Annotated in this window: 18 protein-coding genes; 14 read left to right on the top strand and 4 right to left on the bottom strand. The window is 61.3% G+C overall.

Annotated elements, in window-relative coordinates:
* Positions 1-33 precede the first annotated feature (33 nt).
* The 14 genes from HY962_16695 to HY962_16630 all read left to right on the top strand — a co-directional run bounded on the left by HY962_16695 (position 34) and on the right by HY962_16630 (position 14,597).
* Complete coding sequence (locus HY962_16695; protein MBI5648571.1) at positions 34-1,647, top strand: HAMP domain-containing histidine kinase; 1,614 nt, start codon at positions 34-36, stop codon at positions 1,645-1,647.
* The gene (locus HY962_16690) at positions 1,644-3,005 is read left to right on the top strand and encodes a sigma-54-dependent Fis family transcriptional regulator (GenBank protein MBI5648570.1); all 1,362 of its coding nucleotides are present in this window, start codon (positions 1,644-1,646) and stop codon (positions 3,003-3,005) included. The genes HY962_16695 and HY962_16690 overlap by 4 nt, the downstream gene beginning before the upstream one ends.
* 13 nt (positions 3,006-3,018) lie before the next feature.
* A complete protein-coding gene (locus tag HY962_16685; protein ID MBI5648569.1) occupies positions 3,019-3,552 on the top strand; it encodes an archaemetzincin family Zn-dependent metalloprotease in 534 nt (177 codons plus the stop codon).
* Between the two features lie 73 nt (positions 3,553-3,625).
* Positions 3,626-4,270, top strand: coding sequence for a TetR family transcriptional regulator (locus HY962_16680; GenBank protein ID MBI5648568.1), 645 nt, complete (start codon positions 3,626-3,628; stop codon positions 4,268-4,270).
* Entirely contained in the window at positions 4,267-5,583 is a 1,317-nt protein-coding gene (locus tag HY962_16675; GenBank protein MBI5648567.1) for a TolC family protein, read from the top strand. Before HY962_16680 ends, HY962_16675 begins: the two co-directional genes overlap by 4 nt.
* Positions 5,580-6,518: an efflux RND transporter periplasmic adaptor subunit gene (locus tag HY962_16670; protein ID MBI5648566.1), complete on the top strand. Its 939-nt coding sequence runs from the start codon at positions 5,580-5,582 to the stop codon at positions 6,516-6,518. The genes HY962_16675 and HY962_16670 overlap by 4 nt, the downstream gene beginning before the upstream one ends.
* Complete coding sequence (locus tag HY962_16665) at positions 6,515-7,462, top strand: ABC transporter ATP-binding protein (protein ID MBI5648565.1); 948 nt, start codon at positions 6,515-6,517, stop codon at positions 7,460-7,462. Before HY962_16670 ends, HY962_16665 begins: the two co-directional genes overlap by 4 nt.
* Complete coding sequence (locus tag HY962_16660; GenBank protein ID MBI5648564.1) at positions 7,452-8,213, top strand: ABC transporter ATP-binding protein; 762 nt, start codon at positions 7,452-7,454, stop codon at positions 8,211-8,213. The genes HY962_16665 and HY962_16660 overlap by 11 nt, the downstream gene beginning before the upstream one ends.
* 14 nt (positions 8,214-8,227) lie before the next feature.
* Positions 8,228-9,331 carry an ABC transporter permease gene (locus tag HY962_16655; protein ID MBI5648563.1) on the top strand — a complete coding sequence of 368 codons (1,104 nt, stop codon included), beginning with the start codon at positions 8,228-8,230 and terminating at the stop codon, positions 9,329-9,331.
* A 12-nt stretch (positions 9,332-9,343) separates the two neighbouring features.
* Positions 9,344-10,471 (top strand): ABC transporter permease, encoded by a 1,128-nt coding sequence (locus HY962_16650; GenBank protein MBI5648562.1) that lies wholly within the window; start codon positions 9,344-9,346, stop codon positions 10,469-10,471.
* Between the two features lie 137 nt (positions 10,472-10,608).
* Positions 10,609-11,049, top strand: coding sequence for an NfeD family protein (locus tag HY962_16645; GenBank protein ID MBI5648561.1), 441 nt, complete (start codon positions 10,609-10,611; stop codon positions 11,047-11,049).
* A gap of 70 nt (positions 11,050-11,119) precedes the next feature.
* Positions 11,120-12,046, top strand: a complete 927-nt coding sequence (locus HY962_16640) for an SPFH/Band 7/PHB domain protein (GenBank protein MBI5648560.1) — start codon at positions 11,120-11,122, stop codon at positions 12,044-12,046.
* Positions 12,047-12,201: 155 nt separating this feature from the next.
* Positions 12,202-12,876: a sigma-70 family RNA polymerase sigma factor gene (locus tag HY962_16635; GenBank protein MBI5648559.1), complete on the top strand. Its 675-nt coding sequence runs from the start codon at positions 12,202-12,204 to the stop codon at positions 12,874-12,876.
* Positions 12,877-12,890: 14 nt separating this feature from the next.
* On the top strand, positions 12,891-14,597 hold the full coding sequence (locus HY962_16630) for a hypothetical protein (GenBank protein MBI5648558.1): 1,707 nt from the start codon (positions 12,891-12,893) through the stop codon (positions 14,595-14,597).
* On the opposite strand, the gene rlmD is transcribed toward HY962_16630, so the two are convergent.
* Genes rlmD through HY962_16610 form a run of 4 tightly spaced genes read right to left on the bottom strand, consistent with a single transcriptional unit; the run spans position 14,598 to position 19,039 of the window.
* Positions 14,598-16,055 (bottom strand): 23S rRNA (uracil(1939)-C(5))-methyltransferase RlmD, encoded by a 1,458-nt coding sequence (gene rlmD / locus HY962_16625; GenBank protein ID MBI5648557.1) that lies wholly within the window; start codon positions 16,053-16,055, stop codon positions 14,598-14,600.
* Positions 16,042-17,088 (bottom strand): AI-2E family transporter, encoded by a 1,047-nt coding sequence (locus tag HY962_16620; GenBank protein MBI5648556.1) that lies wholly within the window; start codon positions 17,086-17,088, stop codon positions 16,042-16,044. The genes rlmD and HY962_16620 overlap by 14 nt, the downstream gene beginning before the upstream one ends.
* A 9-nt stretch (positions 17,089-17,097) precedes the next feature.
* On the bottom strand, positions 17,098-17,607 hold the full coding sequence (locus tag HY962_16615) for a cyclic nucleotide-binding domain-containing protein (GenBank protein ID MBI5648555.1): 510 nt from the start codon (positions 17,605-17,607) through the stop codon (positions 17,098-17,100).
* Positions 17,608-17,638: 31 nt separating this feature from the next.
* Positions 17,639-19,039 (bottom strand): cysteine--tRNA ligase, encoded by a 1,401-nt coding sequence (locus HY962_16610; protein MBI5648554.1) that lies wholly within the window; start codon positions 19,037-19,039, stop codon positions 17,639-17,641.
* Between the last annotated feature and the right edge of the window lie 6 nt (positions 19,040-19,045).

The raw sequence follows: 19,045 nt of genomic DNA, 5'->3' as shown, positions 1-19,045 counted from the left end.
TGTCGCCCACTTTGTTCCCTTCCGGGACCTCCGATGAACATCTTCCGCTCGCTCAGTCTTCAGATCGTCACGATTCTCGTGCTCTCGCTCGCGGTCGTGCTGCTGGGGACGACGATATTCAGCATCCGCGCGCAGAGGGAAACGCTCGAGCAGACGGTGCAGGAGGCGGTGGAACGCACCAGCGAGATGACCAAGCAGGCCCTGCGGCGAAGTATGTCGGAGAACAACTCGTCGGAGCTGAGTTCCATCATCCAGGATCTCGGATCCCTGCGCGGCATCGATCACATTCGCATTTACGACAAGCGCGGGGTGATCAAGTATTCGGATTCGCTCTCTGAGATCGGGCACGTGGTGGATGTGAAGGCCGACGCCTGCATCATGTGCCACGGCGGCGGTTCCGATTTTGTGAAGACCAGTTCCGATCAGTACGCGCGCAAGTACTACGCTCCGTCGGGTCATCGCGTGCTTGGCTTCATCAACCCGATACGCAACGAGCGCGGGTGCTGGGATGCCGCCTGTCACGCCCACTCCGAAGAACAGACGGTGCTGGGTGTGCTCGACGTGCAGATGAGTCTCGAATACGCCGACAAACACATCGACGACGGTGTACTGCTGCAACTCGCCTCGGCCGTTGTGACCCTGCTCGCCGTCGCCGCGGTCTCCGCCATTTTTGTCTTTGTCGGCGTGCATCGGCCGGTGAAACAAGTGATCGCGGGCACGCGCGAAATCGCCTCCGGAAACCTGCGGCACCGCATCACGACTCGGCGTTCCGACGAGATCGGGCGTCTCGCCGAGGCCTTCAACCGTATGGCGGCTGACTTGGACGGCGCGCGCAACGAGCTGCTCGACTGGTCGAACACACTCGAGCAGAAGGTGAACCAGAAGACGCGCGAACTGCAGTCGATGCAGGAGCAGGTTCTACACATGGAAAAAATGGCGTCGCTCGGCAAGTTGAGCTCGATGATTGCACACGAGTTGAACAATCCGCTCTCGGGCATTCTGACTCTTGCGAAATTGAGCCGCAAGCGGCTCCGCGACACTGTGGACCAAGAGAAGCTGGCGCGCATCAATAGCGACCTCGACATCATCGCAGAGGAGGCGCGGCGCTGCGGAGACATCGTCCGCAACCTGCTGTTTTTTGCGCGCGCGCATCCACAGTCGCGGGCGGTCTGCAATCTGCACACGCTCATCGAGCGCTCGCTGCGCCTCGTCCAGCACCAGATCGACCTGCAGCAGATCGAGGTGCGCTACGAGCCGCCGCCCGTTTCCGTCCGCGCGTACTGCGACGAGTCGCAGTTGCAGCAGGTGCTCATCGCGCTGCTCATCAATGCGATCGAAGCCATGCCGGACGGCGGCACGTTAACCGTGGACGCCGCAACCGACGCAGGGCGCACACTGCTGCGCGTCACCGACACCGGTATCGGCATCTCGGCCGCCGATCTGCAGCGCGTCTTCGAACCGTTTTTCACCACGAAGGAAAGCGGCTTCGGCACGGGCCTCGGCCTCTCGATCGTGTACGGCATAGTCAAACAGCATGGCGGCGACATCACCGTGCAGAGCGAGCCCGGACACGGCAGTTCCTTCATCATCTCCCTTCCTGTTTCAGGCGACACAGAAAACACACACAGAGAATACCAGGCATCATGACCGATCCCCTCTCCACTTCGTCGATACACCTGCTCGTCGTTGACGACGAAGCGTCCGTCCGCGAATCCCTGGAACAATGGTTCCTCGAGGACGGCTACAGCGTACACACGGCCGAGAACGCCGCCGCCGCCCTCGACATCCTGCAGCGCGAACGAATCGATCTCGTGCTGCTGGACATCAAGATGCCCGGCATGGACGGCCTTGCGCTGCAGGAACGCATCCGGGAATTCGATACCGACATCATCATCATCATCATCACGGCGTTCGCGTCGGTCGACACCGCCGTCCGAGCCCTCAAGGCAGGCGCCTTCGATTACGTAACCAAACCGATCGACCCCGACGAGCTCTCGACGATGGTACGCAACGCGGCGCAGCAGCGACGCCTCGCGCGAGAGAATGCGCAGCTCCGCCAGACCGTCGACGCGCTGCATCATATCGACGACATCGTCGGAGCGAGCGAGGAGATGGTGAAGGTATTCGACCTCGTCCGCACCGTGGCCCCGACAAAATCGACCGTGCTGATACGCGGCGAAAGCGGCACGGGCAAGGAGTTGATCGCGCGGGCAATACACGCGAACAGCACACGGAAGTACTTCCCCATCATCCCCGTAAACTGCGGCGCTCTGTCGGAGTCGCTGCTCGAGAGCGAACTCTTCGGACATGAAAAGGGATCGTTCACGGGCGCGCAGTACAGACGCAAAGGGAAATTCGAAATGGCAAATGGCGGAACACTGTTCCTGGACGAAATCGGCACACTTGCGCCCAAGACCCAGGTGGATCTGCTGCGCGTGCTCGAATCGCATCAGTTCCAGCGCGTGGGCGGCGAGCAGACCATACACGTGGATTTCCGTCTCATCTGTGCGACCAATGCCGACCTCGAGGCGGCCGTGCGCGACGGGACGTTCAGAGAGGACCTGTACTACCGCATCAACGTGTTTGCGATCACGATACCGCCCCTGCGCGAGAGGAGGGGCGACATACCGATGCTGGCGGAACATTTTGTGCACAAGTACGCGCGGCTGATGAATCGCACCGCGAAGGAGTTTTCCGAAGGCGCCATGTCTTTGCTTACGACGTACGCGTGGCCGGGCAATGTGCGTGAACTCGAGAATGCGGTTGAGCGCGCGATGGTTGTGTCGTCGCGGCCTTTCATCGAGGAGGAGGATCTGCCCATGCATCTCTCGACGCGGGCCGCGGGCGCAGCCGGCGAGAGTCTCGCGGATGTGGAGCGCAGGCATATCGTGCAGGTGCTCTCGGAGATGAATTGGAACATCACCCGCTCCGCCGAGCGGCTGGCCATCGATCGTGTCACACTGTACAATAAGATCGAAAAGTACGGACTGAAGCGGCCGGAATAGCGGTGACGAAGGAATGACGGACATTCTGCTCATCCCGCTCGAAGCCGACCGCGACCTGTCTCTCGACGAATTCGCCGCGGATCTGGGCCAGGTGCTCGCGGCCCGTGTCACGGTCGGCGCATTGCCCGTCCCCATCCGCGAGGCATACGACGCCTCGCGCAGGCAGTACCACAGCGGACGAATCCTGCAGATGCTGCTCGACACTGCTCCACCCGGCAAGACGAAACTGCTCGGCGTCACCTCGCACGATCTTTTTCTGCCCGTGCTCACCTACATTTTCGGACAGGCGCAACTGGCCGCCCGCGCCTGCATTTTTTCCTCGTTCCGTCTGCGCAACGATCTCTACGGTCTGGCGCCGTCGTCGCATCTGCTCCGCCGCCGTTCATTCAAGGAGGCATTGCACGAACTCGGGCACACCTACGGACTGCGCCACTGCGCCGACGAACCCTGCGTCATGAACGCCTCGACCTACGTCGAGGACATCGACATCAAACCCGCGGAATTCTGTGCCTCCTGTTCCCCGGTGATACACCGCGCGGAATTCTGATAGGCGGCTCTTGACTTCCGCGCATGAATGTCGTAAGTTTTAAACAAATGATTAAACACTTCATTTAGATACAATGATCAGCATCGACCAGCGCGAATACTCCGACACCGAAAGCGCCATTTTCCTGGCGGCGCTCGACGTGTTCGGGGAACATGGAAAAAGCGGCGCGCGCATGCGTGACATAGCGCGGCGCGCGGGGATCAATCCGGCGCTGGTGCATTATTACTTCCGATCCAAGGACCGTCTGTACGAGGAGGTATTCTCGTACATGCTGCGCACACATTTTATGGTGCTCTCGGCGTCCCTGTCGAAAGAAAAGGATTTTGCGTCGCAATTGCGCGCGTTTATTTGCACCTACATGGACATGCTGGAACGCACGCCCGCGCTGGTCGGCTTCATGACACGCGAACTGTCGACCGGCGCAACGAACCTGGCGGTGCACTTCGCGCGGGTGGCGAACGATCCGGCGTTTCCTCCGCGCGCGTTTCTTCTGGCCGTCGAGCGCGCCATCCGGCGCAGGGAAATCCGGAAAGTGGATCCGATGCAGACCCTCATTACCGTACTCGGGAGCTGCGTCTATTTCTACCTCGCGATACCGCTCCTCAAGAGCATCGCCCCCGACATCGCCGGGGATCCTGCCGCCTTCGCTGCGCGCAGACGCGAACACATTTTCGACCTCGTGTATCATGGATTGTCGACACGGAGAACACACGCATGACTCGAAAACTCCTCCTCTGCTGTTGTCTCCTGTCGCTCACTGCAGCGGCGCAGCCGCGCATTGTCACGCTCGATGAAATGCAGCGCCGGGCCGCGGAATACGGGCACGGGGTGCGCATCGCCCGCGCCGGCGCCGAGAAGGCGCGCGCACAGGCCGACATGACCTCGGCCTCGCGGCTGCCGCGCCTCGACGCCTCGTTTTCGTACACACGCATCAGCGAGACCGGAAAAATCGATCTGCAGATTCCAGGCATTCCACTGCCCGTCAAAACGATATCCTTCGGCGACGGCAATGTGGCCGACGCAGCCGTCACCCTCAGCGCGCCGCTCTTCACCGGATTCCGCCTGGATGCGCACAACCGCATCGCCCGTGAAAACAGCGCGGCCGCTGCGACCGCGGCCGATGGCGCGGCCTTCGACGCTCGCTGTGCGGCGGCGCGCCTTTACTACGCGGCAGTGCAGGCCACATACGCTGCAGGCATCCTCGAGTCACAGCGCGCGCTGCTTGCGGAACTGCTGCATCTCCGCCGCGCGCTGACGGAGCAGGGTCAGGGTCTCGCCTTCGATACATTGCTCGTGTCCACACGGATACTGCAGCTCGATGTCGAGGCCACGCAGGCGCGCCACGCGCGCGCCACCGCACTTCTCTCGCTCGTGGAACTCACCGGCGCCACCGACATTGGCGGCGTGGACACGACAGACCTTTCGCCACCTTCCGCCCTCCCCTCCGCTGAAGTCCTGATAGCGATGGCCGCCGCGTCGCGCGCCGACCTGCTGGTCGCGGCGTCGGCTCAGCGCTCGGCGGAACTCGGGATCACCGCGGCCGAGTCGTCGATGTACCCGACCGTTGCGGCTGTCGCGTCGCTGCACTACGCTCGTCCGGGCGTCGATCAGATCCGGAACGAATGGATGGATTATTACACGGCCGGTGTGAAGATGGAATGGAATCTCTGGGCCTGGTCCGCCGATAAACACGCCATCGAAAAGGCGCAGCTCGAGGAGCGTGCCTCGGCCCTTCGTGTGGAGCAGGTGCGCAACCGCCTCGAAACCGGCATTCGCGCGCTCCTACTCGATCTCGACACACGCGCGGCGACCATCGGCCTCCTGGACCGGCAGATACAGCAGGAGCGCACGCGCCTCGACATCGCCCGCGCGCGGCTGCGCGAAGGCACAGCCATCCCCGCCGACGTGCTTGACGCCGAAACGGCGCTGACACGCTCTCTGCTGCAACACGCGCAAACCCGCATCGAGTATCTCCTGAAACGGATCGATCTCGTACAGGCCGTCGGCCGTGAAATCGGAGACGCACAATGACACCCCGTCGTCGCATCACCTTTCCCCGCACAGTGAGAACATTCCCCATGCGCCCATTCCTCTCTTCCCTGTTCGTCCTCGCGGTCCTGGCCGGATGCGGCGGCGGCGAGAACTCCGCGTTCGAGTACACCGGCACCGCCGAAGCGCGCATCGTACGTGTAAGCGCACAGACGGCGGGCACCATCACCTCGGTTCTGATCGACGACGGCGACGACGTGCGCGCCGATTCCGTCCTTGCCACTGTGCGTGTCGACAAACTTGAACTGCAGGCGGCGCAGGCGGGCTCCGTTCGCGAGGAACTGGCGCATCAGCGCGCGGCCCTCGACGCGCAGATCGCCGCGGCGCGCATCACGCGTGAGAATCTGCACACGCGCCTGCAGCGTCTCGAGGCGCTGCTGCGCGACAACGCGACCACGAGGCAATCCGTCGACGACGCACGCGCACAGCTCGACGGGTCCGATGCCCAAATCCGCAGCCTGCAGAAACAACACGCCGCTCTCGGTAGCAAGGAGGCGCAGACGGCCTCCACTGTCGGCCTCCTGAAGACGCAGATCGGCGAGGCGACCATCGTGGCGCCTCTCGACGGCCGTGTCCTGGTGCGATATGCGGATCCCGGCGAACTCGCCATGCCCGGCACACCCATCTGCGACATCGCCGATCTTCGCAGTATGTGGACGCGCATCTACATCGCAGAGACCGATCTCGCGTCGGTGTCCGTCGGACAGAAGGCGACCATCCGCATCGACAGCGCGTCCGATGTATCGCTGCACGGCACGGTGACCTGGATATCCGACAAGGCCGAGTTCACACCCAAGACCATCCTCACCGAGGAGACCCGCACCACGCTCGTGTTTGCGGCGAAGGTGCGGCTCGACAATCCCGATGGAAAAATCAAGATCGGCATGCCTCTGACCGTGACACTCGACATACCGTGACGCCTGCCGTTTCCATATCATCTTTGTCGAAATCTTTCGGCGCAACCGAAGCGGTGCGCGACGTCTCGCTCGAGATTCGTCCCGCGGAGTTGTTCGGACTTATCGGACCCGACGGGGCGGGCAAGACGACGACGATGCGCATCATCACTACGCTGCTTGCGCCGGATGCCGGCACTGTCACCGTGCTCGGCCACGAAACGCGCACAGGCCGCACCGAGATACGCTCGAAGATCGGCTACATGCCACAGCGCTTTTCCCTCTATCCCGATCTTTCGGTGGAACAGAATCTGGATTTTTTTGCGGACCTCTTCGGCGTACCCCAGGCGGAGTTGACAGAGAAGAAAAAGGAACTGTACCGTTTCAGCCGGCTCGATCCATTCGCGACGCGGCTGGCGGGGCGGCTGTCCGGCGGCATGAAGCAGAAGCTCGCGCTGTCCTGCGCCCTCATCCACGATCCGCTGTTGCTTGTGCTTGACGAGCCGACAACAGGCGTCGATCCCGTGTCGCGGCAGGAGCTGTGGTCCATTCTCCGCGCAATGCGCGACCGCGGTGTCACAGTGCTAGTCTCGACGCCGTACATGGATGAAGCCCTGCTCTGCGACCGCATCTCGATCATGAACGAGGGCTGCATTCTCGCCTCGGGCGCACCCGCCGAGATCATTTCATCGTATCCGTACTCGATGTACAGCGCACCACGCGAAAGAGCAGACGGAAACGCGTTCTCGTCGCTGATCAGACTCGACGATGGCGAAGGTCCGGGCATACGATCCGTCCACAGCTTCGGCGATCGTGTTCACGTGGCCACGGAACGGCCGCTCGACGGAGCGGGCCGCGCGGCAGCCGAGCGCGCGCTGAAACTGCGTGAGGGCTCGCTTGAACCCGCGGAGCCAACGCTGGAGGACGTGTTCATCCACCTTATCGAGACGGCGCCCAATGACGACTGATGTTGCTGTCGATATGCGCGAGCTCACAAAGGATTTCGGCGCGTTCCGCGCCGTGGATTCCGTGTCGCTCAGGGTGCACCGCGGCGAGGTGTTCGGATTTCTCGGTGCGAATGGCGCCGGCAAGACCACGGTGATACGGATGCTGTGCGGACTGCTCAAACCGAGCGGAGGTACCGCGCGTGTCGGAGGTTTCGACATCGCGCGCGAAGCGCGGAGTGTAAAGGCCTCGATAGGATACATGAGCCAGAAGTTCTCGCTTTATGAAGATTTGACGGTCAGAAACAACATCGAATTCTACGGGGGCGTGTACGGTTTGACACGCGCACAACTGCGAGTAAAGACAGAGGCCCTGCTGGCGGAACTTCGCCTTGAGGAACATGCCGACCGTGTGACCAATTCCCTGCCTCTCGGCTGGAAGCAGCGCCTGGCCCTGGGCACGGCGCTGCTGCATGATCCGCACATCCTGTTTCTCGACGAACCGACCGGCGGCGTCGATCCCATTTCGCGGCGCAATTTCTGGCGGCTCATTTACGAACTCGCCGCAAAGGGGACCACGGTGTTTGTCACGACGCACTACATGGACGAGGCCGAATACTGCTCGCGGCTTTCCATCATGCACGGCGGCCGTCTCATCGCGCTCGGCACTCCGGGTGAACTCAAGCGCGCGCACGGCTTCGACAGCATGCAGGACGTGTTCATGAAGCTGGTCCGCGACGAGACGGCGCGCGCCAAGTCCTCGAGGGAGGGGTGACGGAGATGCGCGGAATGCCACGTCGCCTGGTTGCGATCATGCGCAAGGAGTTGATCCACATACTCCGTGATTTCCGCTCGTTGATGATAGTGCTCCTGATGCCGGTGCTGATGATCGCCCTCTACGGTTACGGCATCACGCTCGACATGCGTAACATCGATTTTGCCGTCGTCGACGATTCGCACACGCCCGAGAGCCGCGCGCTCATCGATGCGTTCCGCCGCAACGGCTTTTTTCACTTTGCAGGGTATGCGGGTGCCGCGTCCGCGGCGGAGGAGATCTTCCGCTCGCGCAACGCAAAGATGGTGCTGGTCATTCCGCGCGACTTCGCGCAGGCCCTGCGCACAGGACCGTCCGTCAAAGTGCAGGTGCTCGTTGATGCGACCGATTCGAATGTCGGAACCTACGTCGGCACGTACGCGGCGAACGTATTTCGCCTCTTCAATCAATCGCAGGGCATCGTGCAGGCGTCGCTCGCAACGGTGGAACCAAAAATCCTCTACAATCCCGACATGAAGAGCACGCACTTTTTTGTGCCCGGACTGATCGCCCTGCTCCTCATGCTGACCAGCGCGCTGCTCACCTCCATCACCATCACGCGAGAGAAGGAATCGGGCACGATGGAGCAGATCCTCGTCTCGCCCATACACCCGGTCGAGATCATCATCGGGAAGGTTCTGCCCTATGTGCTCATCGGTATGGCCAACGGCGCTCTCATCGTGGTCTCGGCCATGGCGCTGTTCGGAACACCCGTGGTGGGCAGTCCCCTTCTTCTCCTCGTCCTGTCCGTCGTCTACATCTTTGTCGCGCTCAGTTTCGGCCTGCTCATTTCCACCATCGCCAAATCGCAGCAGATAGCGATGCTTATGACGGTGATGTCGACGATACTTCCGACCTTTCTCATGAGCGGCTTCCTCTTCCCCATCGCGAGCATGCCCGCGCCCCTGCAGCTTGTGTCGCGCGCGCTTCCCGCGACGTACTATCTGGTCATCATCCGCGGTATTATGCTGAAAGGGGTCGGTATTTCCGATATTCTACCCGAAACGCTCGCGCTCGCGGGCATAGGCGCTGGTATTCTCGCCATTGCGATCAAACGTTTCAAGGTGACATTGGATTAGGGGCGCGACGGCATGCAGCAGATACTCTACCTCGTCCAGAAGGAATTCCGCCAGATCGCGCGCGACCGCGTCATGCTGGGCCTGCTCTTTGTTGTGCCGCTGATCCAGATATTTATTCTTGGAAACGCGGTCACCACCGATGTTGTGGATCTGCGCCTCGTGATTCACGACGCCGACGACACACCCATGAGCCGACAACTCATCGAGTCGTTCGCGCACACGCGGTACTTCAAACTCGTGGGACGCGAGCAGCGCGGCGGCAGCACACTGACGGGACATATGGACCGCAGCGAGGCACAGCTCGCCCTCTCGATCCCCGAGGGCTTCCAGCGTGATGCGGTGCGCGGACGCAGCCCCGCGCTGCAGCTCATGGTCGATGGACTCGACGGCAACACCGCGGGCATTGCGCTCGCATACGCAGCCGACATATCCCGCAATTTCCAGGCACGACTTCTCGAGGCGGATCCGGGGCTTGCGCGCCGCGGCGCCGCCATTCGCGGCGCGGAGCCCGAAGCGCGGTATTGGTATAATCCAAATCTCGAGAGCAAGGTGTATATCGTTCCCGGCATCATGGCGATCATTCTCGTCATCATCACGGTATTTCTCACCAGCATGGGCATCGTGCGCGAGAAGGAAATCGGCACGCTGGAACAGTTGCTCGTCACACCCATACGCTCGTATCAGTTCATCGCGGGAAAGATCATCCCCTTCACGATTCTCGGCTTTCTCGAGATTATTCTCGCGATGGTGTTTGTCTGGCTGATCTTCGACATCAGTGTCGCCGGAAGCATCCCGCTGCTGCTCGCCGAATCGGCCCTGTTTCTCCTCACGACGCTCGGTCTCGGCATCCTGATTTCCACCGTCGCCGAATCGCAGCAGCAGGCCCTGTTCGTCGCGTGGTTCTTCATGATATTTGCCATGCTGCTGTCGGGATTTTTTATCCCCATCGCTAACATGCCCGACGCGATTCAAACGATCACCTACGCCAACCCGGTGCGCTACTATCTGACGGTGCTGCGTGAAATCTATCTCAAGGGCAGCGGCCCGGCGGAATTGTGGAAGGAGACGGCGTCGCTCGCGGCGTTCGGCGTGTGTATGTTCGGCGCGGCGGTGTGGCGCTTCCGTCGCGCGCACGGCTGAGAAAACAACACACATTTCGACGCGCAGTTGACTCTTGGGGAGAATCCGAGTACTTTATCGGCGATTCTCATGCGTACTTGCGCCGGGTAATACACTCCCGCATCCTCCACTGTTTTCCAACCGATACGGAATACGCCATGCTGTATTATTGGTGGTTCGCCGCCGCCGTACTGTTCTTCATCCTCGAGATCGTCACACCCGGCTTTGTCCTGTTATGGTTTGGCGTCGGCGCGCTACTGGCAGGCCTGCTCGATCTCGCGGGTGTTCACAATCCCCTGATTCAAACCCTCGTTTTTGTGGTCGTGTCCATCGTGCTCGTCTTCCTCTCGCGCACGGTCTTCAAAAACGTGTTCATGCGCGCCTCGCCGGGCGCGGATCTGAAAACCAACGCCGACGCCATGCTTGGGCGCGCGGGCATCGTGACCGAAACCATCGACAATGAACACAGTCTCGGGCGTGTGTTGGTTGACGGTCAGGACTGGGCCGCCCGCTCCGCCGACGGCTCCGTCATCGAAGTCTCGGCCCGCGTCACGGTGCAGAGTCTCGACGGCGCAAAGTTCATCGTCGCGCGCACGTGAGCGCACACCCTTCCCCGCCTATCCCGTCCCGCATCTCATTCGCAACCCGGAATTTTCTCACGGAGGAATCATGGAAGCCGCCACCGTCATCATCGTGATTGTTGTCTTCTTCGCCTTCATCGTGGCGTTGAGCAGCATCAAGATGGTCAGCCAGGCCTCGGTCAAGATCATCGAGCGCCTCGGGAAATATCACAAGACCGCGATCTCCGGTCTGAACATCATCGTGCCCTTCATCGACAGCGTGCGCGCGACACTCGACCTTCGCGAACAGCTCACCGACATCGAACCGCAGCCGGTGATCACGCGCGACAACGTGACGATGGAAGTGGACTGCATCGTGTACTGGCAGATCATCGATCCCGTCAAAGCCGTGTACGAAATTTCGACACTGCAACGCGGTATTCAGCAGCTCACGCTCAGCGCCCTGCGCGCCGTCATCGGCGAGATGGATCTCGACCACACGCTCGCGGGCCGCGAAGTGATCAACACCAAGCTCCGCGCATCCCTCGACAGCGCCACCGACAAGTGGGGCGTCAAAGTCATGCGCATCGAACTGCGCAACATTCTGCCGCCAGAAGATATCCGCCTCACCATGGAAAAGCAGATGACCGCCGAACGGAACCGCCGCGCCGCCATCCTGCAGGCCGAAGGCGAGAAGTCGTCGGCCATCCTTCGTGCCGAGGGCGAGAAGCAGTCGGCCATCGTGTCGGCCGAGGGGCAGAAGCAGTCCGCCATCCTGCAGGCCGAGGGTCAGGCAGAGGCGCGTATGCGTGTCGCGAATGCCGAGGCGCAGGCAATTTCTCTCGTCACCGAATCGCTGAAAGTGACGGTGGGCGGTGATCCGTCGAGCTACCTCATCGCGATGAAATACCTCGAGTCGCTCAAGGATATCGCAAATGGTGCCCAGAAAGTCGTGTTTCTGCCGTATGAAGCGTCCGGTGTCATGGGATCGCTTGGAGGCATCAAGGAAATGCTCTCGCATGTGGGTGTGAAATAAACAGCGGTTTTTCAACGAAAAAGGTCCGCTTCTGCGGACCTTTTCTTTTTCGTCTCATTCTCGCAGATTACGAAGTCACGGATTCCAGAACTTTTTACCGGCTGTCCCGTAGTACCAGGATTCCCCGGGAACAACACACCCACTTGATCCGTCTAATGCCCAACGACGTGGATACACAGACTCCTTCCATTCACTCTGCGCCGCAGCGGACGTCTGCGCGCGAAGCGATCGGCGGACTTTCCGACGATGCGCTTGTTACCATGTTTCAGGCGGGTGACGAGGAGGTATTCCGTGTCATTGTGGAACGGTACAAAGAACGGATCAGGAACGTGACTGCGAATATTCTTCAGGATCGGGATCTAGTGGACGATGTGTCGCAGGAGGTCTTCATCAAGGCCTACGAGAATCTGCGGGGCTTCCGATTCGAATCGTCCCTTTACACATGGCTGTACCGCATAGCGGTAAACCGCTGCCGCGACGAACTGCGTCGAAAAAAAATGCGCCGTTTCTTTTCGCTGCACGGCCTGCTCGAAACAAACGACCGCGAGCTACTGCGGCACACCTCCGTTGCGCCGGCCGACACCGGCAACCGCGAGATACTCGAGGCGGCGCTCGCGCGTCTGCCTGAAAAATTCCGTATCGCGCTGGTGCTCCGCGATGTGGACGGACTGCACTACGAGGAGATGGCGGAAGTGCTTCAGTGCGAGTTGGGCACCGTGAAATCGCGCATCGCCCGTGGTCGCGCACTCCTGCGTGAAGTGCTGCTTCCTTCGGCGGCGGATCTCGATCTTGTTCCCGCCGGCGAGCGGGCTGCGGGGGTGGCACGATGAAACCCGGTGACGACATGAACCTCGACACTCCGCGAAGCGGATCCGGTCCTCTTCCCGAAAACGACGACACGATGCGGACTGCCGGTGCATCAGCGATCGGCACCGGCACGGATCCGGAACAGAATGATCCCGGCTTCATACTGCGCCGCATGCCTGCCATTATGGAAGACCCGACCTTCTGGCCTCGTCTCCGCGAAAACATCGAGGTGCGGAAGGAACGCGGCACAGAACTTTTCCCCGACATTCCTCTCCGTTTCCGGGCCGCATTTTCCGTCGCCGTCCTGGCGCTCGTCCTGGCGGGCGGAGCATGGGCATACTGGAACCGCGATACCATCGCCGGATATCTCTCGCGCAAAGGCGAGGAAGTGCAGCTCGCGTATCAGGAGACCATGGGCGGTGAATGGATAATGCCGCTGTTCGAAAAGACCGACAAGGACCGCGTCCTGCAATTCGCAATGTACGGCACGCTGCCGCTCGACGAGCAGCAGTCCTCCGTGCTCCGCATCGAGCAGGATTCATCGCGCGCCTACCGTATCGAACTCGGAAAGAACGATCGCGCCATGTCGCCTCGTATCACGGTCGAGGATCTGTATCGCGAGGTGCGCGCCACTCCGACGCAGCAGCGCATCATGGATTCCGTGCTCCTGCTCGCGCAACAGCGCCTCGAATCCGTCGTGCTCATGGGACGTGAACGTGATGTGGCGATCGATCCGTCCGTGACGCATCTCCATGCAACGATACTCGGCACGCTGGCCTCGTCCCTCGAACCCGCGCAGCGCATCCGGCTCGATCGCTTCCTCCGCACACGGGATGCCGCGTACAGTATCGAGGAAACAGCGGCAGTACCGCCGCCGCCGCCGGCCGAGCTGTACAGCCGCATCCGCGTCGAAGGGCAGCCGCAGCAGTTCGTGTATCTCCGTGACGCCGCGGTGGAACTCGTTCCGCTGACGGTGGATCTCGACAGTCTGCGCGAAACGATGCTTGCGACACCGCAGCCCATCCCCTCGATCACGACACGTTTCGAGGACGTGCGCCGCAGATACGCGCGCGAACTGCAGAACTCGGTCACGCTGCAGCGTGTGACGAACATCTCACGCAGCGAGGATGTGGCGCGGTTCGTCGAACGCAGCGCGCGCGAGTATGCCGCCACGGGACGCGAGTACGAAAAGAGTCTCCATCTGATCGAGGAATCGTTGAGCGAGGTCGAGCAAGACCTGCATGTGGTTGTCCGCGGCGTTGTTGCAACACCCGATGAAAACGGACTGACGCTCTATATCGACCGCACGCCGACCACCCGTCAGGACACACGTGTGGTGGTGCGAGCCAGAAGCCCGCGTCCTCCTGCGACGCCACGCCCCGACGCCTCTCTGCCCTCCCGTCGCATGCAGATACGTGTGATGCACGACGGGAACGGAAGTGTGAATATCGACATGGATGTCGACTCGCTCGTCGAGAAATCGCTCGAAGCAATTCCGGGTTTCAAGTTCCAGTGGAACGGATCGACCGAGGCGCCGCTGCCGCCCGGCGTCCGTTTCGACACCAGCATCGAGATTCATCGCAACCACAGCTTCCCGCCCGCGCCTCCCGGCACACGCGAGGAACGCCGCATCATCGTGCGTTCGCCGCGCGCAAACCCCGAGGGCACGTGGGTCACCGACAGTCTGTCTATTACTGACCCACCTGTCCGAATATTCCGTCCCGCGGAACGCGACGGTCGGTGATCAGGCGCCGGTCTTTCTGCGAAGCCGGATGACACACTCGATGTGGTACGTGTGGGGGAACATGTCGACGGGCGCGATCGCCTCCACCGTGTAGCCGCCCGCGGCCAGCACGGCGCAATCGCGCGCTGCCGTGGCCGGATTGCAGCTCACGTACACGAGGCGTTCGGTGTCGAGCCGCGCGAGTGCCGCCGCGACGTCGGGATGCAGGCCCGAACGCGGCGGATCGAGAATGACGACGTCGGGCGCCGCCTCGCGTCCGGTATCCTGGATGAAGGCGCGCAGATCCGCCGCGATAAAACGTGTGTTCTGCCGGCCATTGCGCGCGGCATTGTCGATAGCGTCGCGCACGGCCGCCTCGTTCATCTCCACGCCAAGAACCGACCGCACACGCGGCGCGATGAAAAGACTGATGGTGCCCGCACCGCAGTACAGATCCCACACGTCGTCTTCCGGACGCAGGTCGGCAAAGTCCGCCGCGCAGGCGTAGAGCCGTTCGGCCTGTCGCGTGTTGCTCTGGAAGAACGAGGACGGGGAAATGAAGTAGGTGCAATCGCCGAGACGTTCCGTGATGCGGCCGTCCCCGAAATACACCTGTTCGCGATCGGCGATGGCAACCGAGGATTTTCTGTTCGTCACGCCATGCACAAATGTTGTGACACCGAATTCCGGCGCGGCTAGGATACGGGCCAGCTCGGCGGCGAGATCCTCGTTCGCACCCGACGTCACGAGGAACACCATGCGCTGTCCGGTGTTCTTCGCCTCGCGGATCACGAGATGGCGCAGGTCGCCCGAATGTGTCTCGGTGGAAAACGCGCGGATGCCGTGCGCACGATAGTGGGACCGTGTTGCCGCGAGGATGCTGTTGCTCTCGGGCGACTGCAGATGGCACGCGTCGATGTGCAGAATTTTATCATAACGCCCGGGCACGTGCAGGCCGACGGCGAACGGCTCCGACGGTGTGTCCTGCTCGCGGTCGACGGCGAGCAGCCAGCGCTTCTCCCCGAAGGAATACTCCATCTTATTCCGGTAGTACCAGACGTCCTCCGCCTCGAGCGTCGCGCGCACATCCAAGTTTTGAAATCCTCCTATGCGCTCGAATGCGTCGGCGACATGTGTGCGCTTCCATGCGGCTTGCGCCTCGTAACGCATATGCTGCCAACTGCAGCCGCCGCACACACCAAAGTGCGCGCAGCGCGGATCAACACGCTCGGGCGAGGGACGCAGAATTTCGACGGCCCGCGCTTCGACAAACTGCTTCTTCGCGCGGAACACACGCGCCCTGACCCTGTCGCCGGGCACCGCGCCCTCGACGAACACCACCAGTCCGTGAGCCCGCCCCACGGCGCGCCCCTCGAACGCGGCGCGATCCACATCGAGCTCGAGTATGTCGCCGTATTGAAAATTCACCGGCGCTTCCGCACCGTCCTGTTCCTCTGTGCCGGATTTATCGGGATTCATGCGAGGGCCTGTAACGGTTCATCCCCGCGTACACTTCGGTCATGAACACCTTGAGCACACCGACGGCGGGCACCGCAAACAGCATCCCGATGATGCCGAACAACTGTCCGCCAATGAGGAGCGCGAAAATGATTATGAGCGGATGCAGCCGCACGCTGGCGGATATCGTGAGCGGTTGCACGATGGCATCGTCGATGAGACGTATCAGTGAAAACACGAGAATGATGATGGGAACCTGCTCGAAATCGCCACGGGACATGACGGATATCACCATCGCGATACATCCCGCGGTGGGCGGACCCAGATACGGCACGAGATTCGCCGCCGCCGCGATAAGTCCCACGAGGAAAAAGGATGGCAGGTCGATGAGCCAGAGCGCAAACGTTGTGAGGACGCCGATGGCGAGCGCATCGAGCAGAATTCCGCGCAGATACGCGCCCAGTGACCACTCGATCTTGTGCAGCACATTCAGCGTCACTTCAAAAAAACGGTTCGGGACGAGTTCCACAAACACGCGTTTTAACGAACGCGAATCCTTGAGCAGAAAGAAGGTGGATATCAGCATCATGACGAGGAACAGCACGATGCCAACCACGCCCGATGCGATACCGATGAGATTGTCGAACAGGACGCCGACCCACTCCTCCACCTTCGGCGCCACATGCAGGCGGCGCACGCCGAGGACCGAGAGCTGACGACTGAGGAACACCTCCATGTCGCGCACGCCGCGGCGCAACTGACCCACGGTGATGATTTCCTGCAGACGCGAGACTTCCTCGTACAGAAACGGTGCCAGCACGTACAGCAATGTCGTGACACCGCCAAAAAAGAGAACAAACACCACCACAGCGGACAGTGTGCGCGGTATGCCCTGCCGCTCGCACCAGCTCACCGCGGGCGACAAGATAAAGGCGAAAAGCAGCGAGAGCAGAAAGAGCGCCACGATGGCGCCGATCGTGAACACGGTGTACATCACCGCGGCCCCCAAGGCGAGGAGCAGGAGAAGGACGAGGACCTTCGTGTTTGCGGACACTGCGGTCTCCTACTGCCCGAACTCTGCGAGCCGGTCGTGCAACACGCGGTTGTCGACGGTCGCGTGCTGCAGACGTTCCGCGAGGATGCGCGCAAGCTGCATCACGACGACGATGCCGAGCCGGGGCTGCGTCTCGAGCAGCGACAGCAGGTCCGGTTGTGAGAACGCGATGAGTTTGGTGTCGCGGACGGTCCGCGCCGTCGCGCTGCGCGGTTGATCCACAAGCAGGCTGATCTCACCGAAAAAGTCACCGTCGTGCAACCGCGCGATTTCCTGTTCGGACTTGCCAGCATGCATCACCACTTCCCCACTTTCGATGATGTACATCGCGGAGCCGCTGTCCCCCTCTTGAAACACCTTCTCTCCCTCCAGATAGTTCCGGCGGTGCAGGATCCGTTCCACCAGTCGAAGCTGCCGCTGCGACAGCGACTCGAAGATGGGCAGGCGTTTGAGAAGGGCGAATATGTCGTCCTTCTCGCGCGGCCGGAAATAATTCTCCCAAAGAAACTGTGCGCTCATGCTGTCCCCCATCGCGGAATGCGACTATGTATCATGGCGTCTCCTTCTTCCATGTGCTACCTCCTTTGCCGTCTTCCACCACGATGCCGAGTTCCTTGAGGCCGTCGCGGATGTAATCGGCGAGGGCCCATTGTTTTTCGGCGCGCACTTTCGCACGGATGCCGAGGATAAGCTCCATGAGGCCGTGTACGTCTCCCGATCCGTCGGCCGTCACGTCGTCGCTCGGCAGTATGCCGAATACATCCCCCGCTGTTCGCGTCAGGAAATCGCTGCAGGCCTGCTGCGCCTCGCGCGACATGCCCTCGGCGTCATGCAACACGGCGTTCGCCTCGCGCGCAAAATCGAAGATGACGGCGAGGCCCGCGGGTGTGTTGAAATCGTTGTCGACCGCTTCGATGAAACGTTCCTCGTAGGGACCGATGGCGCATTCGCCGCTGCCGTCGGGCGCATTCCGCAGCGCCGCATACAGGGTGTGGAGCCGGGCCAGGCCGGTCCGCGCGGCGTCGAGACCCTCCTGCGTGAAATTCAACGGACTGCGATACTGCGTCTGGAGATAGAAGAAACGCACGGTCGTGGCCGGGTACTTCTGCAGGATCTCGCGGGTGGTGAAGAAATTCCCGAGCGACTTCGACATCTTTTCGTTGTCGATGTTCAGAAAGCCGAAGTGAATCCATGTGTGCGCCAGCGGCACATGGGTCAATGCCTCGCTCTGAGCGATCTCGTTTTCGTGATGCGGAAAGATCAGGTCGTTGCCACCGGCGTGGATGTCGAAGGATGGACCGAGATGCTGCATCGACATCACCGAACACTCGATGTGCCAGCCGGGCCGCCCTTTGCCCCAAGGCGAATCCCACCAGGGTTCGCCCGGCTTCGCGGTTTTCCACAGCGCAAAATCGGCGGGATTTTCCTTGCGCGTATCCGCCTCGACCCGTGCTCCCGCTATGAGATCCTCGAGTTTCTTGCCGCTTAATTTTCCGTATCCGGGAAACGCGCTGACACGGAAATACACGTCTCCTTCGCATTCATAGGCCGAGCCCGTGTCGATAAGACTCTGTATGTGAGTGATGATCGCGCCGACGTTGTCGGTCGCGCGCGGATGCACGTCGGCTGGTCGTATGCCGATCGCGGCACAATCCTCGAGAAACGCCGCGGCATACTCGTCCGACACCTGCGACGCGGCGACCGAGCGCTCGATCGACCGCGCGATGATGCGGTCGTCGATATCGGTGATGTTCATCACGTAGGTAACATGATACCCGCGGTACTGGAGATACCTGCGGATGACATCCGACATCACGAAGGTGCGCGCATTGCCGATGTGGAAGTAGTCGTACACGGTGGGACCGCAGGTGTACATGCGCACCTCACCGTCCACCATGGGTCTGAAGGATTCGAGTTTCCGTGTGAGGGTGTTGTAAACGGTGATGGGCATGGTCTG

It is taken from the genome of Ignavibacteriota bacterium (assembly GCA_016218045.1).
Taxonomy (GTDB): Bacteria; Bacteroidota; Ignavibacteria; order SZUA-365; family SZUA-365; genus JACRFB01.
This window is presented reverse-complemented; position numbering and strand designations above follow the sequence as displayed.